This window comes from Synechococcus sp. CB0205 (assembly GCF_000179255.1).
Classification (GTDB): domain Bacteria; phylum Cyanobacteriota; class Cyanobacteriia; order PCC-6307; family Cyanobiaceae; genus Vulcanococcus.
In genome coordinates this window covers 17,107-38,238 of record NZ_ADXM01000025.1, presented here as the reverse complement: position 1 = coordinate 38,238, position 21,132 = coordinate 17,107, and the positions used below count along the sequence as shown (strand labels likewise).

General features: G+C 58.6%; 29 protein-coding genes. 10 read left to right on the top strand and 19 right to left on the bottom strand.

Annotated features, from left to right (window positions below):
• The 4 genes from CB0205_RS0104455 to CB0205_RS0104440 form a co-directional block, all read right to left on the bottom strand.
• On the bottom strand, positions 1-793 hold a 793-nt coding region (locus CB0205_RS0104455), incomplete at its 3' end, for a phycoerythrobilin:ferredoxin oxidoreductase (protein WP_029626109.1).
• Between the two features lie 5 nt (positions 794-798).
• Positions 799-1,500 carry a 15,16-dihydrobiliverdin:ferredoxin oxidoreductase gene (locus CB0205_RS0104450; RefSeq protein ID WP_010314778.1) on the bottom strand — a complete coding sequence of 234 codons (702 nt, stop codon included), beginning with the start codon at positions 1,498-1,500 and terminating at the stop codon, positions 799-801.
• A complete protein-coding gene (locus CB0205_RS0104445; RefSeq protein ID WP_010314776.1) occupies positions 1,500-2,084 on the bottom strand; it encodes a phycobiliprotein lyase in 585 nt (194 codons plus the stop codon). Before CB0205_RS0104445 ends, CB0205_RS0104450 begins: the two co-directional genes overlap by 1 nt.
• Positions 2,085-2,116: 32 nt before the next feature.
• Entirely contained in the window at positions 2,117-2,326 is a 210-nt protein-coding gene (locus tag CB0205_RS0104440) for a hypothetical protein (RefSeq protein WP_010314773.1), read from the bottom strand.
• A 396-nt stretch (positions 2,327-2,722) separates the two neighbouring features.
• On the opposite strand from CB0205_RS0104440, the gene cpeB reads away from it, so the two are divergent.
• From cpeB to CB0205_RS0104420, 3 genes are all read left to right on the top strand, one after another.
• Positions 2,723-3,283 carry a class 1 C-phycoerythrin subunit beta gene (cpeB, locus tag CB0205_RS0104435; RefSeq protein WP_010314771.1) on the top strand — a complete coding sequence of 187 codons (561 nt, stop codon included), beginning with the start codon at positions 2,723-2,725 and terminating at the stop codon, positions 3,281-3,283.
• A 60-nt stretch (positions 3,284-3,343) separates the two neighbouring features.
• Complete coding sequence (gene cpeA / locus CB0205_RS0104430) at positions 3,344-3,838, top strand: class 1 C-phycoerythrin subunit alpha (RefSeq protein WP_010314769.1); 495 nt, start codon at positions 3,344-3,346, stop codon at positions 3,836-3,838.
• Positions 3,839-3,980: 142 nt separating this feature from the next.
• Positions 3,981-4,595, top strand: coding sequence for a HEAT repeat domain-containing protein (locus tag CB0205_RS0104420; protein WP_010314765.1), 615 nt, complete (start codon positions 3,981-3,983; stop codon positions 4,593-4,595).
• Here the strand turns inward: CB0205_RS0104420 and CB0205_RS0104415 are convergent.
• Positions 4,583-5,482: a HEAT repeat domain-containing protein gene (locus CB0205_RS0104415; protein ID WP_010314762.1), complete on the bottom strand. Its 900-nt coding sequence runs from the start codon at positions 5,480-5,482 to the stop codon at positions 4,583-4,585. The genes CB0205_RS0104420 and CB0205_RS0104415 overlap by 13 nt on opposite strands.
• Positions 5,483-5,627: 145 nt before the next feature.
• Here CB0205_RS0104415 and CB0205_RS16275 point away from each other — a divergent pair, with 145 nt between their 5' ends.
• Positions 5,628-5,792, top strand: coding sequence for a hypothetical protein (locus CB0205_RS16275; RefSeq protein ID WP_010314759.1), 165 nt, complete (start codon positions 5,628-5,630; stop codon positions 5,790-5,792).
• A 304-nt stretch (positions 5,793-6,096) separates the two neighbouring features.
• Here the strand turns inward: CB0205_RS16275 and CB0205_RS0104400 are convergent, their stop codons facing one another.
• Positions 6,097-6,987, bottom strand: a complete 891-nt coding sequence (locus tag CB0205_RS0104400; protein WP_010314754.1) for an NAD-dependent epimerase/dehydratase family protein — start codon at positions 6,985-6,987, stop codon at positions 6,097-6,099.
• A 296-nt stretch (positions 6,988-7,283) separates the two neighbouring features.
• Complete coding sequence (locus tag CB0205_RS0104390; protein ID WP_156797814.1) at positions 7,284-7,562, bottom strand: hypothetical protein; 279 nt, start codon at positions 7,560-7,562, stop codon at positions 7,284-7,286.
• Positions 7,563-8,083: 521 nt separating this feature from the next.
• Between CB0205_RS0104390 and CB0205_RS0104380 the strand changes: the two genes are divergently transcribed.
• From CB0205_RS0104380 to CB0205_RS0104360, 4 genes are all read left to right on the top strand, one after another.
• Positions 8,084-8,329 carry a hypothetical protein gene (locus tag CB0205_RS0104380; RefSeq protein WP_232197237.1) on the top strand — a complete coding sequence of 82 codons (246 nt, stop codon included), beginning with the start codon at positions 8,084-8,086 and terminating at the stop codon, positions 8,327-8,329.
• A gap of 773 nt (positions 8,330-9,102) precedes the next feature.
• Complete coding sequence (locus tag CB0205_RS0104370; RefSeq protein WP_010314743.1) at positions 9,103-9,738, top strand: TVP38/TMEM64 family protein; 636 nt, start codon at positions 9,103-9,105, stop codon at positions 9,736-9,738.
• 12 nt (positions 9,739-9,750) lie between these two features.
• The gene (locus CB0205_RS0104365; RefSeq protein WP_010314740.1) at positions 9,751-10,011 is read left to right on the top strand and encodes a hypothetical protein; all 261 of its coding nucleotides are present in this window, start codon (positions 9,751-9,753) and stop codon (positions 10,009-10,011) included.
• A gap of 85 nt (positions 10,012-10,096) precedes the next feature.
• Entirely contained in the window at positions 10,097-10,522 is a 426-nt protein-coding gene (locus CB0205_RS0104360; RefSeq protein WP_010314738.1) for a DUF2656 family protein, read from the top strand.
• On the opposite strand, the gene CB0205_RS0104355 is transcribed toward CB0205_RS0104360, so the two are convergent.
• Positions 10,519-10,791 (bottom strand): hypothetical protein, encoded by a 273-nt coding sequence (locus tag CB0205_RS0104355; RefSeq protein ID WP_010314736.1) that lies wholly within the window; start codon positions 10,789-10,791, stop codon positions 10,519-10,521. The genes CB0205_RS0104360 and CB0205_RS0104355 overlap by 4 nt on opposite strands.
• Before the next feature lie 422 nt (positions 10,792-11,213).
• Here CB0205_RS0104355 and CB0205_RS0104350 point away from each other — a divergent pair, with 422 nt between their 5' ends.
• Positions 11,214-12,224, top strand: a complete 1,011-nt coding sequence (locus CB0205_RS0104350) for a HEAT repeat domain-containing protein (protein ID WP_232197236.1) — start codon at positions 11,214-11,216, stop codon at positions 12,222-12,224.
• Here the strand turns inward: CB0205_RS0104350 and CB0205_RS0104345 are convergent.
• The 11 genes from CB0205_RS0104345 to CB0205_RS15245 all read right to left on the bottom strand — a co-directional run bounded on the left by CB0205_RS0104345 (position 12,214) and on the right by CB0205_RS15245 (position 20,570).
• Positions 12,214-12,525, bottom strand: coding sequence for a hypothetical protein (locus CB0205_RS0104345; protein ID WP_029626107.1), 312 nt, complete (start codon positions 12,523-12,525; stop codon positions 12,214-12,216). The genes CB0205_RS0104350 and CB0205_RS0104345 overlap by 11 nt on opposite strands.
• A 17-nt stretch (positions 12,526-12,542) precedes the next feature.
• Positions 12,543-13,154: a chromophore lyase CpcT/CpeT gene (locus CB0205_RS0104340; protein ID WP_010314730.1), complete on the bottom strand. Its 612-nt coding sequence runs from the start codon at positions 13,152-13,154 to the stop codon at positions 12,543-12,545.
• Positions 13,154-13,687, bottom strand: a complete 534-nt coding sequence (locus CB0205_RS0104335; RefSeq protein WP_010314727.1) for a phycobiliprotein lyase — start codon at positions 13,685-13,687, stop codon at positions 13,154-13,156. The genes CB0205_RS0104340 and CB0205_RS0104335 overlap by 1 nt, the downstream gene beginning before the upstream one ends.
• 290 nt (positions 13,688-13,977) lie before the next feature.
• Positions 13,978-14,676 (bottom strand): phycobilisome rod-core linker polypeptide, encoded by a 699-nt coding sequence (locus tag CB0205_RS0104325; protein ID WP_010314723.1) that lies wholly within the window; start codon positions 14,674-14,676, stop codon positions 13,978-13,980.
• 51 nt (positions 14,677-14,727) lie between these two features.
• A complete protein-coding gene (locus CB0205_RS0104320; protein WP_010314721.1) occupies positions 14,728-16,344 on the bottom strand; it encodes a phycobilisome rod-core linker polypeptide in 1,617 nt (538 codons plus the stop codon).
• Between the two features lie 126 nt (positions 16,345-16,470).
• Positions 16,471-17,355 (bottom strand): phycobilisome linker polypeptide, encoded by an 885-nt coding sequence (locus tag CB0205_RS0104315; protein ID WP_010314719.1) that lies wholly within the window; start codon positions 17,353-17,355, stop codon positions 16,471-16,473.
• A 112-nt stretch (positions 17,356-17,467) separates the two neighbouring features.
• On the bottom strand, positions 17,468-18,139 hold the full coding sequence (locus CB0205_RS0104310) for a pentapeptide repeat-containing protein (protein ID WP_010314717.1): 672 nt from the start codon (positions 18,137-18,139) through the stop codon (positions 17,468-17,470).
• Positions 18,140-18,184: 45 nt separating this feature from the next.
• Complete coding sequence (locus CB0205_RS0104305; RefSeq protein ID WP_029626105.1) at positions 18,185-18,916, bottom strand: phycobilisome rod-core linker polypeptide; 732 nt, start codon at positions 18,914-18,916, stop codon at positions 18,185-18,187.
• 61 nt (positions 18,917-18,977) lie between these two features.
• Positions 18,978-19,565, bottom strand: coding sequence for a hypothetical protein (locus CB0205_RS0104300; RefSeq protein ID WP_029626104.1), 588 nt, complete (start codon positions 19,563-19,565; stop codon positions 18,978-18,980).
• Positions 19,532-19,951 carry a hypothetical protein gene (locus tag CB0205_RS0104295; protein WP_010314708.1) on the bottom strand — a complete coding sequence of 140 codons (420 nt, stop codon included), beginning with the start codon at positions 19,949-19,951 and terminating at the stop codon, positions 19,532-19,534. The genes CB0205_RS0104300 and CB0205_RS0104295 overlap by 34 nt, the downstream gene beginning before the upstream one ends.
• Positions 19,952-19,979: 28 nt before the next feature.
• Positions 19,980-20,570: a chromophore lyase CpcT/CpeT gene (locus CB0205_RS15245; protein WP_071777936.1), complete on the bottom strand. Its 591-nt coding sequence runs from the start codon at positions 20,568-20,570 to the stop codon at positions 19,980-19,982.
• 201 nt (positions 20,571-20,771) lie between these two features.
• On the opposite strand from CB0205_RS15245, the gene CB0205_RS0104280 reads away from it, so the two are divergent.
• Positions 20,772-21,116, top strand: a complete 345-nt coding sequence (locus CB0205_RS0104280; protein ID WP_156797812.1) for a hypothetical protein — start codon at positions 20,772-20,774, stop codon at positions 21,114-21,116.
• The last annotated feature ends 16 nt before the right edge of the window (positions 21,117-21,132 follow it).

Here is a 21,132-nt window from a genome sequence, read left to right as displayed (position 1 = left end):
CGTACTGGGACTCGAGATCGAAGAGAACATCGTGGATGTAAGCCTCGGTCCACTCCGAGCCATAGAAACGGCTGAGCATGCCTCGAGCCGGATCCTTCTCGGCGCGGTAGCGCGTGTAGCGCTTTTGGCCGGCCAGCAGCAGCTCTGACCGTTCCGCCGTCACTGGACTCGCGGCAGCCGCCAGCTTGAGATAAAGCTGCAAATAGTCTTGAAAGGCCGGGCAGATCACGGACTGAATCAGGTCATCACCCTCGTCGCCGAGGGGAATCCGCGTCCAAAGAAACCCCGGTGAGAAATAGGGCTGGGCCTCATCGGGTATGGGACCTCCGTCAGGCAAGGCCTGCCTCCACCGCTCAAAGATCGGCAGGAGCTCGGGCCAAACCGCTTCGGTGTGGAGGCGATCTCCCCGGTCAACCGGCTGAAGATCCAAGGCCAGCAAGTGGCCATTGGGGAGAGTCACCAAATCGGCGCCAAAAAACGGCAGGTCGTAGCGCGTCCTTGGGTTGATGACAAAGTTGAGTACCGAGGCAGCGCTCCCCGCAGATACGCAGGCGGCACGGACCTGGCGAAATTTCTCGGTCTGGCAAGCCCAGGTTGCTGTGGCCACAGGCAGCGGCTTGGCCTTGGATCCCGTCACCCCCTCACGGCTAAGGAACTGAGGATCAATGGGATAGGGCTCTGGTCCCAGCGGTTGCAGGGCGGCAACCGCTTCATCCAAAAACCACTGCCAACGCCAACCGGGGAGTTGAACCAACTCGAGGCTGGTCGCCCGTGGTGCCGCAGGACTAGACATCGGATTCAAAGGCGGGCGGGGAAGAGAAAGTCACTCAAAAAGGCATCGGCCCATGGCTTGCCGAAATGGCTTGAAAACAGCCCGTGGGCGGGGTCCCGCTCGGCGCTGTAGCGGTCGTACTCCAGTTGCAAGTCAGCAACCTCCCCGGCCGTGAGCTGGCCCACTTCGCTGCGGGCGCGGTCGTGCATCTGCCAGTAGGCCGCCATGAACCCCTCAAACGCAGGGGGGAGTGAGGTCTGCGCTTCCTCCGCACCACCGCGACAGAACAGCAGCCATGGGGAGAAGTACTGATTGGGATCAAAGGAGCGCATGGTCTCCTCGCCACTGAGATCGGGGTAGCGCTCATGCAGGGCGGTCAATTCCTGGTAATGGCGCCGGAGATAGGCCTCTCCTTGCTGCAGAGGCTGGAAGTCCAAGACGGCCACCAGCTTTTGACGGGCGCCAAACCACAACAGATCCACGCCAAGAATCGGATGATCAAGGCTGCAGTCGGGGTAGGCGACTGAATTCAAGACCTGCAGGGTGTCACCGGCATCCAGGCGTGTAACGCGCCAGCGGCGAAAGCCAGGAACGTCCCAGAGCCAGCTGCGAATGGTGCTGCTCTGCTTCTCCGACTGCTTGAACGCGAATTGAGGGTCGACCTCTTGCGCCTTGGCGCCACGGCCCTTAAGACCAGCGTGCAAGTGCTCCAGAAAAGGATCAAACATCACTTCCCTCCTGGGGTGGAGTAGCGCTCAGCGAGTGCCTCGGCCTGACGACGGGTCTCGGCCAAGTCATCGGCTGACGGGCAGCGGAACTCAGTGCAGTACGTCGTCATGGAGACCCCATCCAGGAATTGGACGGAACTCACGCGCATGCGCACCTGATCGGTGACAAACCAGCAGCGTTCGATTCCAACGTTGGTGTCGTAGCGCGTTGTGATGGTCAGCAAGCCATCCGCCGCAAAGCTGTACTCACTCAGGACCGGCTTCTTCTCGACATATCCCTTATCCCTCAACAAAAAGCCACGGGTGGGGTCTGAGGGGTTGGGGGCATCGACGAGAACCGCCGCGTAATCCTCTGAGCGGCTGCTCTCCTTGAGGTTGCTCTCCCACCAAAAACGAGCACCGCCAGCTGCCCCGCTTAGGTCAAAGGAGAGGCTCTCGCAGACCTTGGCGGTCACCGGATCCTGCTGATTAAAGGGCTCGATGATCAGATTCGAATCGGCGAACTCGTCGTCCTGGTGATCCAGGTGGTGGACGGCCCGGCGTGTCATCCATTGGCCGCGACTGGCCTGAAAGAAATCCCGCATTGACATCGGGACAACAAATGAAGCTTCCACGATCAACCCTGGGGCTGGGCCAACTGGCTCTGGAGCTGACCCAGGACCTCTTCGAGGCGCGTGAGCTCAGGGTGATCCGCCAGGGTGCGGTCGATCTTGGCTTGGGGCAGTTTGAGCTTTTGCCCCATCGCAATAACGTCCTGGCGCAGACGATCGCGATAGGCCACGAGCTGCTCGATGGACTCTTGGATGTCCTGGGGAGTTGCGTCCATCTCGAAGCCACTGGTCTTGGGTGAAGTTACGAGGGGTCAACCACCACCCACGAGGACGAGTCAAATCTGAAATAAAGACAAAGAACGCAGCCCTGCGGTGCGGCTATTCATCGTTTGCTGCGCGCAAAACGCTTACAGCGCAGCGCCCCCGGGCCCAAAAAGAGGAGGGTTCATAAAGAAGGTTTGCGTATCGACGGCGATCAGCGGGAGCTGACTGGGGATTGCCCTTAGGTTCTTTTGGTGCCTTGACCCAGTGGGCCAAAGCAAAGTTGCCACCGACAAGACTTCAGTCCTCTGGAGATCAAGTTGGGAGCAGTGAACAACCGATCGGTCCTCCGACGATTGTGACAACTGCCTTAGGCGACCTCAGCCCCCCCCAAAAAGTCCTGCTCTCCTATGCTCGACGCATTCTCCCGCGCCGTCGTTAGCGCCGACGCCAAAACTTCCGCCATCGGCGGTGGCGACATTGCTGCCCTCAAAGGCTTCATCGCCGAAGGCAACAAGCGCCTTGACGCTGTTAACGCAATCACCTCCAACGCCTCCTGCATCGTCTCCGACGCAGTGACCGGCATGATTTGCGAGAACACCGGCCTGATCCAAGCCGGCGGCAACTGCTACCCCAACCGCCGCATGGCTGCCTGCCTGCGCGACGGTGAGATCGTTCTCCGTTACATCTCCTACGCCCTGCTGGCTGGCGATGCATCCGTGCTGGATGACCGCTGCCTGAACGGCCTCAAGGAGACCTACGTGGCTCTGGGTGTGCCCCTTCAGTCCGCAGCTCGCGCTGTGGCGATCATGAAGGCCTCCTCGACCGCTCACATCAACGAGACCAACACCACCGGCACCAACCCCGTGGAAACTCGTTTCCGCAAGATGGAAACCGTCCAGGGCGACTGCTCTGCACTGGTTGCCGAAGCTGCTTCCTACTTCGATCGCGTGATCAGCGCCCTCAGCTGAATCAACGAGAGATAGCTCTCTCTCTTTATCAACGCAAACCTCCATCTAAGGATCTCAACGATGAAATCCGTTGCAACCACCGTTGTGACCGCCGCTGACGCAGCCGGTCGCTTCCCTTCCCAGAACGACCTCGAGGCCGTTCAGGGCAACATCCAGCGCGCCGCTGCTCGCCTGGAAGCCGCTGAAAAGCTGGCTGCCGGCCTCGACGCCGTCACCAAGGAAGCTGGCGACGCCTGCTTCAACAAGTACCCCTACCTCAAGCAGCCCGGTGAGGCTGGTGAGAACCAGACCAAGGTGGACAAGTGCTACCGCGATCTGGGCCACTACCTGCGCCTGATCAACTACTGCCTGGTTGTGGGCGGCACCGGCCCTCTGGACGAGTGGGGCATCGCCGGCGCTCGTGAGGTGTACCGCACCCTGCGTCTGCCTACCGCTGCTTACGTCGAAGCTCTGACCTTCACCCGCGACCGGGCTTGCTCCCCTCGCGACATGAGCCCCCAGGCTCTGAACGAGTTCAAGGCTTACCTCGACTACGCCATCAACGCCCTCTCCTGATCTCTTTACCGAAATCAGATTGAGTGCAGGAGGCCTTCGGGCCTCCTTTTTTTGCTTTCTTGCACATCAAGAGCGCAGAAAGCGAAGCCGACAAAGCGAGGATTAAGGTGGCTGGAAACGAGGCAGAGAACCGGAGATCGGCGTGAGCAACCAGGAACTCGACAAATTATTTGAAGACCTAGAGCATCCGAATCCCTATATCCAGACCCAAGCCTTCACCGCCATGGCGGGGCACTGGCAAGAGGAGGCAACCCCCAGGCTAATTGCCCTACTCAGTCAACCCAACGTCGGCTTGAGACGGGCCTCAGTGCGGGCCCTGGGCTCTTTCGGCGAGGCCGCCATGCAACCGATCGCTGATTGCTTTCGGACAACAGACGACGCCACGGTTCGCGCAAGCTGTGTGAAGGCCTACGCACAACTGGCCTCGAACTACCCGGGACTCCCGTTCAGCGAGGGGGCGATGGCGGTACTGAGAGACGGCCTCGGCGATGACTCCCCCGTCGTTGCCGTGGCGTCTGTGATGGCCCTCGGCCAGGTGGGGGAACAGGCAGTCGACTTACTGCTTGAAGTCAGTCGCGGTGATAACCCAGCCCAAGGGGTCGCGGCCATCAATGCCCTCGCCGAAATCAATGATCCCTCCGTCGAAGCGGGATTCAACACACTCCTCCAGGAGGAGAGCTTGGACAGCTACGTCAAGGAGACCTTGACGTCAGCGGTGATGCGACTGAAGGACCTGAAGGCGCGTCAGGCGTCTTGATGACTCAGCTGATTGATCGCTAGAGACAGAACGGCTTGCACGTCCGACTGGGTTTCTCCCTCCAACCGTGTTTGCAGAGCGGGAATCGATCCCGATGCCCTCAGTTTCATGAGCGACAGCGCTGCGTTTTTGCGAACTTGGCCCACCGGATCGTGGAGCAACGGCTCCAGCTGAGGCGCCGCCCAGTCGGGGTCGTGGAGCTTGCCAAGCAAGGTTGCAGCCTCAGCACGCACATCAGCGTCGACATCCGACAGCGCGCCAACCACGAGATCTTTGGCGACGTCATCCGCCAAGCTCTGGATTTGATCGCCGAGGGCGGCGATGGCAGCACAGCGGATTTCGGCATGCTCCGATGCGGCTGCATCCCGAAGCGCTTCGGGGGCACGCGCACCAACAAACGCGAGTGCCCAACTCGCCAGACCCAACTGCATCGCGGTGCTCTCGGGCTGAATCAACACGTCAAGGAGCAGAGGAATGGCCTCCGCACCAACGGCAGCCATCGCGCCAACGGCTGAGCCCTGAACGACCGGATCAGGATCGCCGCGCAGGGCTTCCAAAAGCACCGGCAACGCACGGGGGTCCTCGATCAAGGTCAAGGTCTTGGCGGCCGCCCGGCGAACCGTGACGCTCTCATGGCTGGAGAGCGCTCGACAAAGGGACGGGACCGCTGCTTTGCCCACAACCCCCAAGCTCTCCGCAAAGGTCAGGCGCATCAGCCCCCTTGGGTCTCCAAGGCCGGCCACCATTTTTTCGATGGCGTCCGCGTCACTCGGGGGAAGATTTCCGTTGCGGAGTTGTTGCTTGAGCTCTTCTGCGAGCTGACTGGCTTCCTGCTCATTGAGCTGCTGGGGCTGCCCATTAACGCTTAAGGAATGGGCCTCAGACACAAGCAGGGGGAAGAGCAAGCTGAATTATGGGGTTCCTGCAGTGACCTGGACAAGTTGAGCGGGATGGCTGCAGATCCGCTCCGCCAGAGGCTCATGGCGAGGGTTCAGCGACTCAACGCACTGACCTGCTGGCTAGGTTGACGAAATGGAACGTGATGAGCTGAACAACTGGCGCAAGCTTGCCGCAGAACTTGAAGCGTCTGGGGAGACCGAGAGCAAGTTCTATGAGCGCGCAAAAATGATCGCCTTGGGATATCCCGACCCACTCACACTGGCGGATTCCGCCGACTCGACATTGGACGAAGGATAAGAACCATTCGAACAGCTCAAAACCTCCAACACACGGCCTGTATGAAACGTCGCTTTATGGTCTCTGCCAAGGACTTTCTCCCGCAGGAGGTGGAATGCGAGGGATGCAGCGGCGACGCACTGATACTGGCGCTTAAGGACGCAGAAATTCGACATTGGAAAGTCAACCGCAGAAGTTCAAACGGCCAAGACTGGTTTTTTGACGTCGCTCTCTCCGAAGAAGTCAAGGAGTTCCGCGTCCAAACTTTGTGCTGAAAGCCGGCGTGAAGAGAGGCACAAATGTGTCCTTGGGTTGAGTTGCTTCTCTAGCTCAGTTCGGATCGAGCCTGACGGTTGATTGCATCGCTATTCGGGGTTGATCGACCCAACATGGATGGAGAAAGGAATGTGAACCCCCGGCGCTTGATCTTGGCATTGGAGACCGACGCATTCACCACCCGTGCCCCGCTGGGTGCACCGCACCAGATCACAGGGGGCAGCCCCCTTCGCTCGCAGATGATGTTGGACAGCTGCCTTCGAGTGAGGCGCATGTCATCGACCAAATTAAACGTCCCTTTCAAATCATGGGACCATGCAAATTCGACACCCCGGCTGATGTCCTCAAGGTGCGTCCACGCTGGAATGTGATCACCATCGCGAGAGATTTGCCTACCAGCGGCTTGTTGTACAAGCGAAACCATGTCTCGCCCAGGCCCATAAATCCCTCCCAAGCGCAGGACACAAACACTCCAGTTAGGCCCCTGCAAGTCAAGAAGCTGTTGCTCCGCCTCAATCAGGAGGCGATTAATCGGATGACTCCGATCCAGTGGCGATCCCTCGCCCACCTCTTGTCCACCTTGATCTCCAAAGACGCCAACAGTGCTGATGTATGTGATGTGCAGCGGCCTGTGTCGAGGACAGATCTTTAAGGCCTGAACAAGGTTTTTGATTCCCTTGGAAAAGACCTCTTCGTAGCTCTCGTCCTGTCGCGTAGGCGCCACGCTGATCAGCAGACCGTCAAGCTCCTCAAGGAAACTGAAGTTCGCTTGATCGGATGCAAGGTCGAGGAGGGTGGGTGTTGCACCCAGCGCCTCAACGCGCGGAAATCGCGCTTCATCGCGAATCGTCGCCAGGACGTCGTGACCGGCGAAGCTGAGTCGCCTGCAAACCGCAGAACCCACGTAGCCGCAGCCGATAACACCAAAGCGCTGGGGCACAACGGTTGAGCGTCTTTACAAATTTTTACAGATCAAGCGGTCGTGACGTGGATCCTGTCCGCGCCTTCGGGGACCCGAACCCCAACAGACTCGCACTGCGGCCCTGGGCCCACGAGGGTTTCGGGTGCTTGGGGCTTGAGATGGATTCCGTATCGCGGGCGAACTGGCTCAAAATCGCCGCCAGCCTGGGGCGCTCCGATTCCGCGGGGAGCTGGTTTTAAGCCCGCGCTAAAGCGATTGCCGAGGGGCGACCGGATCCATTGGCCGAACTGGATGGGTTCCCGACTCAAGGCGCGCTAGAGATCGGCGCGGATCTCTCCATTCTCGTTGAGATATTGCGCGATCAGAGGAGAGGGCTCTTCACGCTTGAGGGCATCGAGCTCGCGTCCAATGCTGGCCTGCATCTCTTTATTCCCACTGGCCATTGCGATGGCCAGCACCTTCTCAAGCCGAATTTGCTCGCTCTCTTTCCAGGCTGGATCCACTGCGGACAGGCTTCGGTGATCCATTTTTGCGCTCGCCAGAACCCGGTCACCAAACAAGTAATAAGCCAGGCTTATCGCCTGTGTTGGCATCCTTAATCTCGCTTGATCACCCCTCGGTTTTTCTTTAGGTTCAACCCAAGAGAACCGCGTCGGGCCCCTTTTGGGGCTCTTTTTTTATCCATTACTGGGGCTTCTGGGCTTCGCCGCGCAACCGCCGAATGACCGAACGGGAGGCGGAGGACTCCTGGCGACTCGCCACTGTGATGGCCGCTGGCGCCGGCTTCCGATCGAACATCTGCAGCTCCCTCAGGAGACTGGGGCCTCGCGCTGCGCTGAACTGGCCCCAGCGGTTGAGCGCGAGGGGCAGTCTCCCGAAGCGGGCCCTTGACGACCAAGAGCCGACCAAAAGAAAGGCGGTGAGCATTTCGCTGCGCTCGGTGCAGTGAAATGCTGCGGCAGCCCGAGCTGGAATACGGCTATGACTGCCGCCCCGTGCACCACACGCAAGCCTGGAGAGCCTTGATTTCATAGGCAGCAACACGGACTTAGACGCGTAAGTCTCATTGTTTCACGATGCTTTCTGAGGCTGGCGGCCAATGAGATGCTCGGGGGTGACCTCCCATGCCCCCTCGACGATGGATGAGCAATTGGCTCAGATTGCGGCTCAACTGAACGAGGCTGCAGCGTTTGTAACCCCGGAGGTCATTCGCGCTGGCCGCAAGAGTGCGGCCGGCACTGAGTCCTTGGCCGCCATTGAGTACGCCATCAACACGATTGGCAAAGCACTGGTGTTGACAGATCTGAGCATTGATCCGGAGCAGGATGCCGAGGTCCTGCGGGAATTCAGGAAGGGCTAGTCATCACAGATTCCCGCATGAATTGACGATCTGAGCCGTATCGCCGGGTGAGAGCCGATGAACCCCAACGCCAGGTGGTTGATTGCTGTTCAGGGGTATCGGAGATCGTGAGCTCCAAGCCAAGTGGGAGTCCCTCGCCCATGACAGCAAAGGTTGAGGTGGTCTCGCCCCTGGATTCCTCAAGGCAGAGGGAACCTTCCCTGCCAGGCAAGAAGGGGGGATGCGCATGCCCCGTCCTCCATTCCACGATCACGACCAACGATTCCAGCCAGTCACGGCGTTGACGGACCACCGCTCTACGGCGCTCGTGGGGCCCGCAAAGACAAAACTCAGTGGTCCAAAACTCTTGCGTGAGGAACTGGGGACCGAGAGACCAATGCCCAGCGGTCTCAATCTGCATTGATTCAGGGATGTCACGAAAAGCGGAGCGAGCTACTTTCCCCGACCTCAGATAAGTCAGTTGAGCTTCGATCAAGCCGCTCTTTTCAATCACACTGAGGTGACATGGAAAGCGTTCAACTTCTAGTCGATTGGAATCAATGCGAACAAAGATGCTGTCCCACTCTCCACTATTAGCCTTGATGAGATCAGCTTTCGACTGCTGACGCAGGCAGGCCTCTTGTCGCCCATCTAGCAGTGATTGTTCCTCCATTGAATTATCAATGAACTCTTCTATACGGAAAGTGTAGCGAGTTTGATTGGTTGAAGTTGTTGTGAAAAGATGCTGCCCTGTGCCCTCCTGAGGAAGCTTGAGCGTCCCGTCGTTACGTCGAGTGCTGCTGGTCCTCCTGGTGCTGGCAGGGTTTGTTGGCCTAACCCTCCTGGCTCAAGCCCATGTCATACCTCCGATCCGGCAAGCCGTTGGCGCCATGGGTGTTTGGGCACCCCTCGGGATCATGCTGCTGCGCGGAGTCAGCATTGTTCTGCCGGCCTTGCCGAGCACCGCTTACTCCCTCTTTGCGGGAGCTCTACTGGGCTTTAAGACCGGCTTTTTGACGATCGCCGTCACGGATGTCGTCGCTTGTTCCATTGCGTTTGCATTGGCTCGCCACTGGGGAAGAGAGCCTGTGCGCCGACTGGTTGGGAACAAAGCCATGTCTGTGGTGGAGCGTTTCAGCAGCTCCAGGCTTGAATCCAATTTTCTGTTGATGACCGGTCTCTTGATGACCGGGTTTTTCGATTTCGTGAGTTACGGCCTCGGGCTTGCTGGAACCTCCCCGCAGCGTTTCTTCCCTGCCTTAGTCCTGAGTGTCGTCGTGAGCGACCTGCCGATTGTTGCCCTTGGCGCTGGTGTCTTCGACAGCGGGAAAGCCACCTTGATCGCAGCGGTTGTGGGCGTGTTTCTTCTAGCGTTTATCCAGAGCACTGTTCGCCGCCGTTTTGCCGCACTGAAACAGACCAAGGACTAACCGTTTTTATCCATGGCCTCGATGGACCCGATCAAGCACTCACTGGAATCCTCTTTCGAAAGTGAGAAGCTCGTTCGTCTCATCAATGACTGCACGGACCTCGAAGAGCTCCGGGAGATGGCTCTACTGCTTGTCCAACAGCTCGCCCAGCAAAAAGCGGCACGGGCTTGGATGGCCACCCGTGCCTCTGAATCAGAAAATTCCAAATTGGAGATGCTTGCCGAGCTGATTCGCCGCTCCCAAGGCGAGGCTTCTCAGCCTGATGAGCCCTGAGGATCGAGATCCTGGAGCACCAAGCCAGATCACCGTCTCGAGCACGGATCACACGTTTTAAGGTCTGGGTCGCCCACGAGCTGCCATGACCTGCTTCGTTCTCTCCCACAACCTGCAGGTTCACTCAGAAGCCTTACCAAGCTTGCCCCCAGCAGTACTGGCGGAAACACTGAAAGCAAGCAGCCCGCACATCAGCGCAGCTGAAGCACTCGAGCACCCCCACTGGCTCGTGCGGATTGATTCAGAGCTCGATGCCACTGCCCTCGCTGTGGAACTGCCTCGCGCCTGGCGTGCCATGCGAGAGACGTTGGGGCATGGCGCAGACCATGAGCTTCTGGCCTTGGGCGGACGCAAAGACAATCCGGGGATGCCGGGATCGCCGCTCCAAGAGGGAAGCTGGGGGGTCGACGTCGTGGAGACGCCGAATGGAGACGCATTCCTCAAGACCATCAATTGGGACGGACTCAAAGCAGGCCGTCCCGCTGATGGAGTGTTTGAAGCGAGGGGCTAACCCTGCTTTTTACGGCTCCGGCGACGGGGCTTGGCTTCGGTCTGAGTCACGGCTTCGCTGGATTGCTCAGGCTCGTGGGAGGCGCCGCTCGCCAGTTGGAGCTGGGAATGGTGTTGCACCCCAATGACGGCGGAGCCGTTCTGCCGCATGGCGCGCATCGCCTGGGAAAGCGCAGTGACGGGAACGCGGACTTGACGGGGAGTGGCCAGTGACATGCCGGTGCCAATGGCCGTTGTCACAGTCAGAGCATTGGTGAGTGACGGGCCCATGGGTTCCTTCTGTTGACTGGCCTAAGGGTGCCGGGGTCCCGTCGGCGAAGCCAGCCCGTAGACAGTTCTTAACGAGGGCGCGGCCCGGGCCCCTGAGGCAGCAAAGTCGACGCTGTGTTCAACGTCTGCGCGCGTCGCAGGTTGCATCGGTGAGTCGCTTCAACAACATCCACCTGGGCTTGTCGCACGAAGAGGCTCTGCGCATCCTCACGCTTCCTGAGGCAGAGCTTGACGCCGCTAGCGACTACTACATGGCGGCATCTCACCTGATCAATTTCCCTGGAGAGAGCTCCGAGTCAGCCCTGATCGCTCTGCTCAAGAACCCCAGCGACGAGCAATCCACCAGGCTCGCGCAACGCAAGGCGGTGGAAGTCCTGGGTCACCTCAAGGCTGAGCAAGCCATCCCCGTCATCGGCGATTGCTTGAACAGCGACGACATCTACCTAGTCGAGAACAGCGCCTGGGCACTGCAACAGCTCAACTGCCAAGACCAGGCTGTGCATCAACGCCTGATCGCACTACTCAAGGATGAAACGCAGAACAGGCGGGTCGTCATCCAAAGCCTGGCCGGCCTTGGGGTGAAAGAGGCCGCTCCCAGCATCAGACCATTGATCGAAGACCCGCAACCAGGAGTCCGTGGCGCCGCACGAGCGGCCATGGCTCAATTGATTGACGAGAGAGAACATCTTGAGGCCATCGAGAATCACCTGGTGCTGCCAAACCAGATGGACCGTCAGGCAGCCATCCAGGATCTCATCGATGCCCATTCGCTCGAGTTGCTGCCGAGTGTGCTGAAAGCACCGGTCTCTCCAGCCTTTCGCTCAAGAGCCCTCAAAGCCCTTTGGCCGGAAGGGGCAAAAGAGTGTATGGGACTATCGCTGACCAAAGCAATCGACGCACTGTTGCAGGACGAGCCAGAAGATCTGGTCCTGGTGCATCGATACGACAAAGCTCCAGAGGAGTCATTCCTGCTACAGGAATTTTTTGGCACGGACTTCAGCCGTTGTTATCTCGCGCTTCAAACCCTGAAGGGCCAATCTGCAAAGAGCCTCTGGCCATTGATGCAGCAGCGTTGGGAGGAAGAAGCACATAACGACTATGGAGCCCACTATTTCTTTATCCACCTGTTTCGAGAACTGGTGGATTGGCCCGAGGCTGCCTTGAGCGTGATTGAGCACTGGTTGCTGGATGCAGCCGACACGCTGCGTCCGCAGTTCATGAAGTCCAAGCCCGCAGCAATTTTGACTCTGGCAACAGTTCTGCCCAAGCGATGCCGTGAAGAGCTCGGGCGTTGGACTAATCCCGAGCAGACGCCGTTTTGGGAAAGCCGCTATGCGGCACTGATGGCGATGGATCAACTTGGACTGCAACCGATCCACAGGAACGATCCGAACCCATTTGTCACGGCAAGGATCGATTCGTTTAACGACTGATCTCGCAGTAACGGGTCTGGCTTGAGCCGCGTGAAGCCCAGTACTGCACAAGCTTCTCGCCGCCTGGCCTGGGCACGCTGGCCGTGGCCCGGAGGATTTTGAAGGCGCGATTCGGTCCCATCGGCCAGTTCCCAACGGCCTCCACTGTGCGGATCGAGCCGCCAATGGCCTCTAAACAGCGCTCAAAACGCTCCAGTTGAGCCTGATCCACCGTTTCAAAAATGAAATCCGTTCCCAAGCAAATCAAATGTTGGGAGCGAATCCATACCCGCAACTGGTTCTCGGATGGAGAAACCGGCATGAGATACCCCCTGACGACTAGTCGCTCAGGCCAACGAGCCAGTCATCTTGAAGATGGTCGGCAAGAAAAGCCAAACGCTCAAATTTGAGTAATCCATGCTCTGAGCCCCAAACCAACTGATCGGTCTCGGGGTCAAACCCACGATCGCGACTCGACCAGGAGGTCTGATCGACGAAGACCTCGCTTACGAGATAGGTGGGCTTGCCATCACGAGGGACGAAGCAGCCTTTGCCTGGCTCAACCGAGCCCTGATAACCCTGCTGAGCGTCACCCTTGAAATGCATCGAACAACCGCAGCGCGGTTGCAGGCGATCGCTCTTGATTTCGTTGAGGAGTGAACGGTGTTGCGGCGCACCCGCAACACGCTCGGGGTTACTCAGACCAAAGTTCTCCACCACGTGGACTCCGGCTTCGCCTTCCCGCAAGCGGTGAACGCCCTGGCGGTACGGGCGCCAAGGATCGTGGTCATAACTTTGCTCGGAATAGAACCCCGGGCCCTGAAACACCTCCCAGGGAAGCGGTAAAAAGAAAATATTGATGTGAGCAAACTTGCTGGGGTCAGCCTGCGCCTGATCGCGGTTGCTGTAGTGACCGCAGAGTGTGCGGGCGAAAAGAAGCGACTCGTGCATCAGAGCGACAGACGCCTGACTTCAGAAGCAAAAGATGTTTGCAGGACACCCGAGCCCTCTGAGGTACGCAGAACAGAGGAGCGACAGCGCACATGTTCAGAAACGAACCAGATGCGCTCTTCAGCGATGGACTGGCCGTACTTTGTGCTGAGCACAAAGGTGCCGTCCGAGAGAAAGCGGTAGGTCGAGATCGCCTGCTCGGCCTCGGCGTAACCAACACTGCGCAGTAGGCTGCCGCTGCTTGGATCAGCAGGGACCGGCACCAAGACACAGGAACCACTGGAGACCTCCGAGGGATCATCCGGCTCCCAGTCACTCTCCGCACTCCATTCCATTTGGAACGGAGACTGAATCAACCCAGGATCCTGGGAGGTGGACTCAAGCAGCTCAACAACCTGCGGATCGGCGGGGGAAAGGCGCTCGATCTTGATCTGGCTGAGAACCTCTTCAAACTGCTGAAAAGCCAGGGAATGGCCACTGCGCATTGAGCGCCAGGTCCCTTCGCTGCGCTCGACGAACGTCGCCAAATCCATTCAAGTTCGGCGCTCAGATGCGCTCATCAAAGCTGGAGGCCGAACCGCCACGTGCACTCTGCACCATGTGGACCATCGACTCAACCATCATCGACATCGCCGATGCCGACTGGGAACCAGAGCCAGGGGCCTTGGCTTGAAGGCTGGACCGCTGGTCACGATGACGCTGAGAGTTCGAGGGCATCAGAGTTGGATCGTGAAACGCCGGTAAGCAAAAAGCCCGGAAGGCAACCTTCCGGGCTCAATCATCCTCCAGAAGCCCGCTGGACCGGGGCTTGAAGCGTCAAGGATTAAGTGTTCGCAATAGAAAGGATGCGACCACCACGGCGCTGAATCCCTTGGATGGCCGTGCTCAAGGAGCTGTAGGGAGCTGTGCTGGTCTGCACCGAACGACGGCGTACACCAACCGGAGCGGCAGTGGTCCACTTGATCGTGAAGCGCTTGCTGTCTCGGCCGCCAGGGCCAGGAAGCTTCGGCCCAGCCGCTGGTGCAGAGGCTGTACCAATGCTGAGGGTCAAACGGGACTGACTGGAGCCATCGAAGCCGGCAAAGCCGGAATCCATCGCAACTGAACGGGTGTAGCTCAGGTTGCTCTGGCCGACCTGGGTGGATGCCCCACGCATCGAAGGCACATGATCGAGGCCAAAGGCCGCGATGTATTCGTCGCTGAAGGTGTAGCTGTTGATCTCAGCCTCATAACCTTCATTGGCCAGACGCTGAACGTGCTCGCTCAGTTCGGCCTGGCTGTGGGGTGCACGGCCCAGCAGGTGCTTGAAGTTGAGTTCAACGAATCGGTAGGGACCGTTTTTCTCGAGGAACAAGCGCCGGTAGGTGTCGGACTGGGCAAAGGCCGTCACCAGACCCTGCACCGTGAGGTCTCCATTCAAATAGAGGCTTTCCGCTGACGCGCAGCGCTCCTCGTCCATCAGGTGAGCATTGCCAAAGACCTGGCGATAGGCGGCACGAATTACGGCGGTGGAATCAGTCATTCGAAGGAAGGGGTGGAGTTTTCAATCGCTATTGCCGTGATCAGAAATCGATCACATCACCTCAGTGATCGAGACAATCTGTCCACCACGTCGGTGGATATAACCCAGCTGAGAAGTCATGTCCTTGCCAGACACCAGGTAGCTGGCATTCGGGGTGCGCTGGCGACCACCTGCCGGCTGAGCCTGAACGACGATCCGGTAGCGCTTGCCAGTGGGCTCAGTCGTACCCGAGGCGGCGGCGACGCGGTTGATGCGTTGGGTCGTGGAGCTCCAATTGCTGGGGACACCGTTCGTGGCCACCGATGCGACCAGGCTGGAGGCGGACTGAACCGTGTCGCTGGCGGCGTAGCCCTGGGACAGGGAGAGATGACGGTTGAAGGCCACCTGGGAGCGACCAGCTTCCGTTGCAATGCGTTGGTAAGGAATCGTGTCCTCACCGAAGGTCAGCTGATATTCAGCGGAGTCGAGGTAGCTGTTGATCTCGGCCTCGTAGCCCTCGTTGGCGAGGCGCTGAATGTGCTCACTGACCTCAGCTTGGGACGTGGGGGCACGACCAAGGAGATGCTTGAAGTTCAGCTCGACAAAGCGGTAAGGAGCGTTGCTTTCGAAGAAGCGACGGCTGTACTCCGCAGAGAGCGCAATGGCTCGAACAAATTCACGGGTGCTGGAGACGCCCTCGGTGAACTTGCTTTCTGCCGTGAGGTTGCGCTCACTCTCCATCAGGTGGGGGTTACCCATCACCTGGCGGTAGGAGGCGCGAATCAACGCCTGGATCTGGTCGGCGGAATCACCAGGCGTGCGTGCAAAGACTTCCTGTTCCCGCTGACCGAGGCCAAATCCGACATACAGATCACCGCGCATCGGAGCGCTGTCGCCGCCATCGGAGAGGGCGCGCTTCACAGCAGCAAAGGCGGTGCGTGCGGTGCCGGTGCCCGAGAAGCCACCAGCACCGCCAGCACTCCGGTAAACCTGAGCGGGGACCTTGATGACAAGCCGGTTGCCCTGGGCGAGGTTCCCGAGTAGCTGGCTGCTGGCGCCAATGGCCGTATCGCTACCGGCGAAGTTTTGCTCGAGGACGGCAATACGGTTGAAGCTAGCCTGGGGCATCCCTGCAGCCGAACCCCAACTGCGGGCGTAGGGAACCGTATCCTCACCGAAGGCGGCGAAGTACTCGTCGGAATCCAGGAGTTGATCGATCGCGGCGTCGAAACCGCCACTGGCCATCTGGGCCACTTGAGCGGTGATCTCCGCCTCGGTGGAGGGACCGCGGCCCAGCAGATGCTTGAAGCTCAGCTCCACAGAGCGATGGGGGCCAACCGCCTCGAAATAGCGGGCGCGATAAAACTCGGATTTCGCCAGCTGACGAACGAACTCACGCACCGTGATTTCGCCTTGGCGCAGACGGGACTCCGCGCTGATGCAGCGCTCGCTCTCCATCGGCTGGACATTGCCAAACACTTGGCGATAGGCCGCACGAATCACGACGGCGAGGGCCGTCTCGTCATCCGGAGCGAACTCGTCACGGGCGGGCGAGAGATCTTGATTACGGAAGGAGCCGTTGGTCAGCACCGCGTCACCGGCGGGCATGCGCGTACGGCTGTAGGAGACCGGACCCTCGATCAGCTGGGTGGCACCAAAGCCGAGGGAATTCGAACGATTGGCAGACATGGGAAGATTGGATGGGGAGATGCTTGTTCAGAAGGCAGGTGTCGCTCCCTGTGATGACTGGGCAGTTGGCGCTGCTCAGTCATCCAGCTTTTGGTGGCCCTCGCCCCTTAAGCGAGGGCCTGACGATCAGCTCACAGGAGTGATGCTGGCGATCTTTCCGCCCTCGCGGTGGATGCGCTTGAACTGCTCGGAGAGCTTGTCGAAGGGCACGTAGTAGACGCGGTTGCCGCGGGTGTAACGGGACACGCGACGCACGTTGTTCGCGCTGTAGGCCGTGACCTCGACACGGAAGGTTTTGCCTTGGTCGGACGCACCCACGCCAAGCCGGGTAGCTGCGTCGGCGAGGTTCTTCGAAGGACGGAAACTGAAGCCCTGGGACTCCACCGAAGAAGGAGGAACAACCGCCATGGGGCGGTTCTGGTAAGCGGCGCCGCCCAACTTGCTGGAGATGCCGGCCAGGTCACCCTTCAGGCTGCTGCTGCTGTTACCGCGCAGAAGCTGGAAGCTCCAGGTGAATTCCTGCATGGTCCCGCAGCTCTCGGTCTTCCAACCGCGCTGGTAGGGAACGGTCCACTCGCCGAAGGTGTTCTGGTAGTCGTCCGAATCGAGGAAGCTATCGATGTCGGCGTCGTAGCCCTTGGCATCCAGGCGCTCGGCGTGATTCCGCATTTCCTGGAAATCAACCGGAGCGCGGCCCAGCAGGTGACGGAATGCCAGCTCGATGTAGCGGTAGCGGGGGCAAGCGTCGAAGAAACGGGCTTTGTAGAGCTCGCTCTTGGCAATGCTGCGCACGAATTCACGCACGCTGATTTCGCCGAGCTTGAACTGAGATTCAGCGACGAGCTGACGCTCGCTCTCCATCACGTAGGCATTGCCCAGGACCTGCTTGTAAACAGCCGTGATGATCTGTTCTTTCTTGGCGTCGTCATCGCCGGGGATGAGCTCGAGGGGAGCTTCACTCTCTTGAGCGAAGCGCTCAACCCCAAGGAGAGAGGCAGGACCGAAGGGCATGGGCTGCGGACAGAATCAGCTGACTCATCCTCAGGGCAAAGAAAACCCAGGGCCTGCTGCCTTCATAAAGCTCAACCAATTGTTTCTCAATGTTGCGTGACTCAACGAAGCCTTAGGCCTCGAGGCTGGTCCGCGTCGTCTCGCGGGTCAAGGGGTTCCAGGTGTCCAACTCCTTATATGGCCTCGACAGCAGTGCAGAGCGCTCTGAGTCGAGGCCCACGCAACCCGAAAAATCAGCACCGGCGAGGGTCTCAGCGCCCTCAAGCCGGGCGGAGCTCAGATCAGCGGCCCTGAAATCGGCAAAATCCAGCTGACACCCCGAGAAGCTGGCGCCCACACAGGACGCCCCCCGCAAAACAGCGTGACGCAGGTCAGCGCCGACCAGGCGGACGCCATCCAAGAGCGACCCACTGAGGTCCGCACCGCTGAGATAAGCCCCCATCAGATTGCAGCCACGCAGATCCAAGCCGCGAAGGTCCGCACTGTTGAGGAAGGCACCGTTCAGCTTGGCGCCAGGACCAACAGCCCCAGACGAGCGGTGGTCAAACCCCTCAGGGAAGCGCGTGAACACATCAAAACGCGCCAAGCGCAGGTCAGCACCATCAAGGTCACAGGCGCTGAGATCAGCCCCGCGCAAATCGATCCGGCAGAGGACAGCTCCCCGAAGATCCACTCCAGCGAGGTCCCGCCCATTCCAATCAGCACCGCGAGCATCCAGAGGCGCACCAGAACCAACCGTTGGCAGCAGGTCTTCAGGGGGCTGCCACTGCAGAAGGTCAAGCACTGGTTTCAGTGTGGTGAGGGCGGAACGCTAAGGACTCCCAAGAGATCAGGAGTGGCGCAGGGCCGCCAAAGCGACAGTCAGCAACACACGGGTGATCTCGACCCCGCCAACGATGGCGACAGCAAGCCACACCTTCAGCGCCCAAGCGGGAGGCTGACCATTAACCCAAGCCTCTGAAACCTGCCCAGACAACACATTGAAAGTCGCATTCGGCGACGGGGCCCGCTTGGCCATCACATCGCGCCAGTCCGCGCCGTAGCGGGGGAATTGCTGATAGATCGGCAGCTCGCCAGTGGCACGACCAGGCAAGACCCTGGAGCGCTGGGAGGGGACCAGATCCAGGCCAAAGTTCGAGAGGTATTCGTCGCTATCCAGCAGCTGGTCCACAAAAGCGGGGAAGCCCTGCTCCGCAATCACAATCGACCAGCGCAGACGCTCTGCGTTGGAATACACCTGACGACCAAGGACACGACCAATGACCTGGTCGATCATCCGGTAATTCGAGTTGCACTGGTAGTAGTCGCTGATGAAGCGATCAGACAGAAGCAACCCACGAATGAAGTCTTTGGCAGTAATTGCCCCGTTGAGATATTGAGACTCTAAATAAGGCTCTCGATCAACCTTTAGAGCATGAAAGAAGATTTGCTTATACGACTTTTCAATCAGAGCCCTGCGCGCGTCTTGATCAAAGGTGGCGCCACTACCCTGCGGGGAAGCCGTCAGAGGAACCCGAGAGTTCTGGGTGGAATAGGGGGCTTCCAGGAGGGGAAGAGCCATTAACCATCACTACGCTGCGGCCATAGTGCAATAGGCCACAGCCGGTCCCAGAGAAACCTTCTTAGCTCTTTACAGAGGCCCCAAACAGCAGTTCACGTAAATTATCAAAAGAGTCCTGAAGCAAGGCTGTGACTGGGGATTGGTCGTACAGCACTTCAAAGGCTGCCCTTGAGTTCGCACTCAACTGGCTCAAGGCATAAGCGAGTCCTTCTGTCGGAACGCCCATAAGCCCGTAGAGCGCGTTCAAGGCGTCGATGGATGGCTGATCAGTGAAGCGAGGGCGTGCTGCGGCAACGGCATAAATCACCACTCGAAAAAAGTTCTCACAATCACGCCAACACGCCTCGGCACGCTCAGGACTGGCCAAGGCCCCACCGTCAATGAACAACTCCGGATGCTGCGAAGCTAACGCAGCACGGGCCTCGCGGACACAGGGCTCGACCAAACGCCTGAGCGCCAACAACTGCTCAGGGGGGAGGCTGGAATGCACAGAAAATTGAATCAGCTCAGCATCATTGAGCTGACGCTTACTGCTATTGGCCTCAATGAGAACTTGATGAAGCTCAGCCGGGAGATCGTTGAATAGGTCAGGATTAAAAACCTTGGCCCGATGGATCAGAGATTGCAGATCGGAGTTGCCGTCAGCCATCCGTGCCTCTCGAAATACAGGGCCCAGGCAATCGTGCCAATCAGACCAGGGCAATGCTCGAGAGCCAAGGAGGCAAGGTTCCGAGAGACTCCAAGGTTCAACAGAATCTCAGTGAACTCTTCGTTGGTTTGAACAGTCTCAGGACGAATGGCAGAGCCGACCACCCAGGTCAACTTTGTCGCCTCCAAGTTGCCACCAGAATTCTCACAAGCCAGGAAAAGATTGGCTTTATTACCTTTGACAGTGGCCTCGTCTTGCCACATTTGAATATAATCTTCGCGCAAATCGATCCGTAGGACTTCGCCGTCCCGATCAAACCGCAACTCCCTCTCGCCACCAGACAGGAGACGAAGCCGGTCGATCTCGGAATCAAGCAGGCGCTTCATGTCTCAACCGAGAGTCCGCCAAGACAGATTAATTCCAACTGGCCGGCACCTCTTGACTCCAGTCGCAAAGCTTTTCAAAACGGAATGGTCCAGCAATTGAACCCCAAAGATGCTCATGGGTCACCGGGTCATAACCGCGGTCAATAGTTTGCATCGCCTGAGGGGTCAACTCAAACTCGCTCAGCAGATAGGAATCACGGCCCTTACGAAAGACCTTGCAATTACAACCCGGCTCAACTTTTCCAATAAATCCTCCATTCGCCTGATCAACCCAATAGGTGCAACCAGACAGCAGCCTTAAATCAGCCTCAGCAAGCTCGGCAAGCCTTGCTGGCTCCTCAACAGCACCGTAAAAACGCTCAGGGGACTCAATTGCAAAATTTAAAATAGAAAGCTTCCCATCCTCAAGATAACCGGGCCGCAGAACTCTGACACGATAAGGTTCATTTGGGGCAATCGCATAAGCCTGCTCAAGCAGAAGGCTATGGGCCTGAAGATGAACAACCGGACGAATCCGGACAAGGATATTTCCGTACAGCGGTGGATTCTCAAATGCCTGAGCTTGGTTACTAAAGCTGCCCGACAGCATTCGCGTTAGCGCACCGGCAAGGTTTGTCACTTGACTGAAATCGATAACATGAGTTTAACACTATATTGATCTAACAAAGCCTCCAAGCGAAACAATCCAAGGCCAACGCGCTCTACTTTGATTCCAAAAGCTTGCGTCTTGCTCTAAAGCCGATACCATCCAGCCAATTCCAGATCTCCTCACATGTCGGCAGGATCGTCAGCCAACCCTGAGGCCCGTTCTCGATCCGACGTGCTTGCATCGTTGAGCCAAAGCCTGGAAGCACTGAGCGCGATCGGCGAATCCCTGACCTTTCGCCTGCTTGAGCTTGAACAACGGCTCGGAGCTCTCGAAAACAAAACCAGTGAACTGGCCGAAATCCAGCCAACGGAAGGCCTAAACCAAGACACCGCCGCAACGCTGGAGTGCACCGAGCGCCGCATTGCCCGGCTCGAAGAGTTACTGACCAACCCGAATCGAATCCAACCGACACACTCCGAAGCTCTCGAGGCTGATCAAAGCGAAGAGGAATTCATCGAGGACAATCCATTCCCCGATGAGGTTGAACAACCCTTTATGGATGAGTTCGCCGCTTGAGCAACACGACCAGACA

What these genes read in the sequence shown, in the direction of transcription:
- CB0205_RS0104335 (WP_010314727.1), bottom strand. Translation starts at nt 13,687, where the DNA reads ATGGATTTGGCGACGTTCGTCGAGCGCAGCGAAGGGACCTGGCGCTCA.
- CB0205_RS0104315 (WP_010314719.1), bottom strand. Translation starts at nt 17,355, where the DNA reads ATGCCCTTCGGTCCTGCCTCTCTCCTTGGGGTTGAGCGCTTCGCTCAA.
- CB0205_RS0104355 (WP_010314736.1), bottom strand. Translation starts at nt 10,791, where the DNA reads ATGGGCCCGTCACTCACCAATGCTCTGACTGTGACAACGGCCATTGGC.
- CB0205_RS0104300 (WP_029626104.1), bottom strand. Translation starts at nt 19,565, where the DNA reads ATGGCTGACGGCAACTCCGATCTGCAATCTCTGATCCATCGGGCCAAG.
- CB0205_RS0104390 (WP_156797814.1), bottom strand. Translation starts at nt 7,562, where the DNA reads ATGCCAACACAGGCGATAAGCCTGGCTTATTACTTGTTTGGTGACCGG.
- CB0205_RS0104450 (WP_010314778.1), bottom strand. Translation starts at nt 1,500, where the DNA reads ATGTTTGATCCTTTTCTGGAGCACTTGCACGCTGGTCTTAAGGGCCGT.
- CB0205_RS0104345 (WP_029626107.1), bottom strand. Translation starts at nt 12,525, where the DNA reads ATGCCGGTTTCTCCATCCGAGAACCAGTTGCGGGTATGGATTCGCTCC.
- CB0205_RS0104360 (WP_010314738.1), top strand. Translation starts at nt 10,097, where the DNA reads ATGACCTGCTTCGTTCTCTCCCACAACCTGCAGGTTCACTCAGAAGCC.
- CB0205_RS0104320 (WP_010314721.1), bottom strand. Translation starts at nt 16,344, where the DNA reads ATGTCTGCCAATCGTTCGAATTCCCTCGGCTTTGGTGCCACCCAGCTG.
- CB0205_RS0104325 (WP_010314723.1), bottom strand. Translation starts at nt 14,676, where the DNA reads ATGACTGATTCCACCGCCGTAATTCGTGCCGCCTATCGCCAGGTCTTT.
- cpeB (WP_010314771.1), top strand. Translation starts at nt 2,723, where the DNA reads ATGCTCGACGCATTCTCCCGCGCCGTCGTTAGCGCCGACGCCAAAACT.
- CB0205_RS0104445 (WP_010314776.1), bottom strand. Translation starts at nt 2,084, where the DNA reads ATGCGGGATTTCTTTCAGGCCAGTCGCGGCCAATGGATGACACGCCGG.
- CB0205_RS0104295 (WP_010314708.1), bottom strand. Translation starts at nt 19,951, where the DNA reads ATGAAGCGCCTGCTTGATTCCGAGATCGACCGGCTTCGTCTCCTGTCT.
- CB0205_RS0104440 (WP_010314773.1), bottom strand. Translation starts at nt 2,326, where the DNA reads ATGGACGCAACTCCCCAGGACATCCAAGAGTCCATCGAGCAGCTCGTG.
- cpeA (WP_010314769.1), top strand. Translation starts at nt 3,344, where the DNA reads ATGAAATCCGTTGCAACCACCGTTGTGACCGCCGCTGACGCAGCCGGT.
- CB0205_RS0104365 (WP_010314740.1), top strand. Translation starts at nt 9,751, where the DNA reads ATGGCCTCGATGGACCCGATCAAGCACTCACTGGAATCCTCTTTCGAA.
- CB0205_RS0104305 (WP_029626105.1), bottom strand. Translation starts at nt 18,916, where the DNA reads ATGGCTCTTCCCCTCCTGGAAGCCCCCTATTCCACCCAGAACTCTCGG.
- CB0205_RS0104340 (WP_010314730.1), bottom strand. Translation starts at nt 13,154, where the DNA reads ATGCACGAGTCGCTTCTTTTCGCCCGCACACTCTGCGGTCACTACAGC.
- CB0205_RS16275 (WP_010314759.1), top strand. Translation starts at nt 5,628, where the DNA reads ATGGAACGTGATGAGCTGAACAACTGGCGCAAGCTTGCCGCAGAACTT.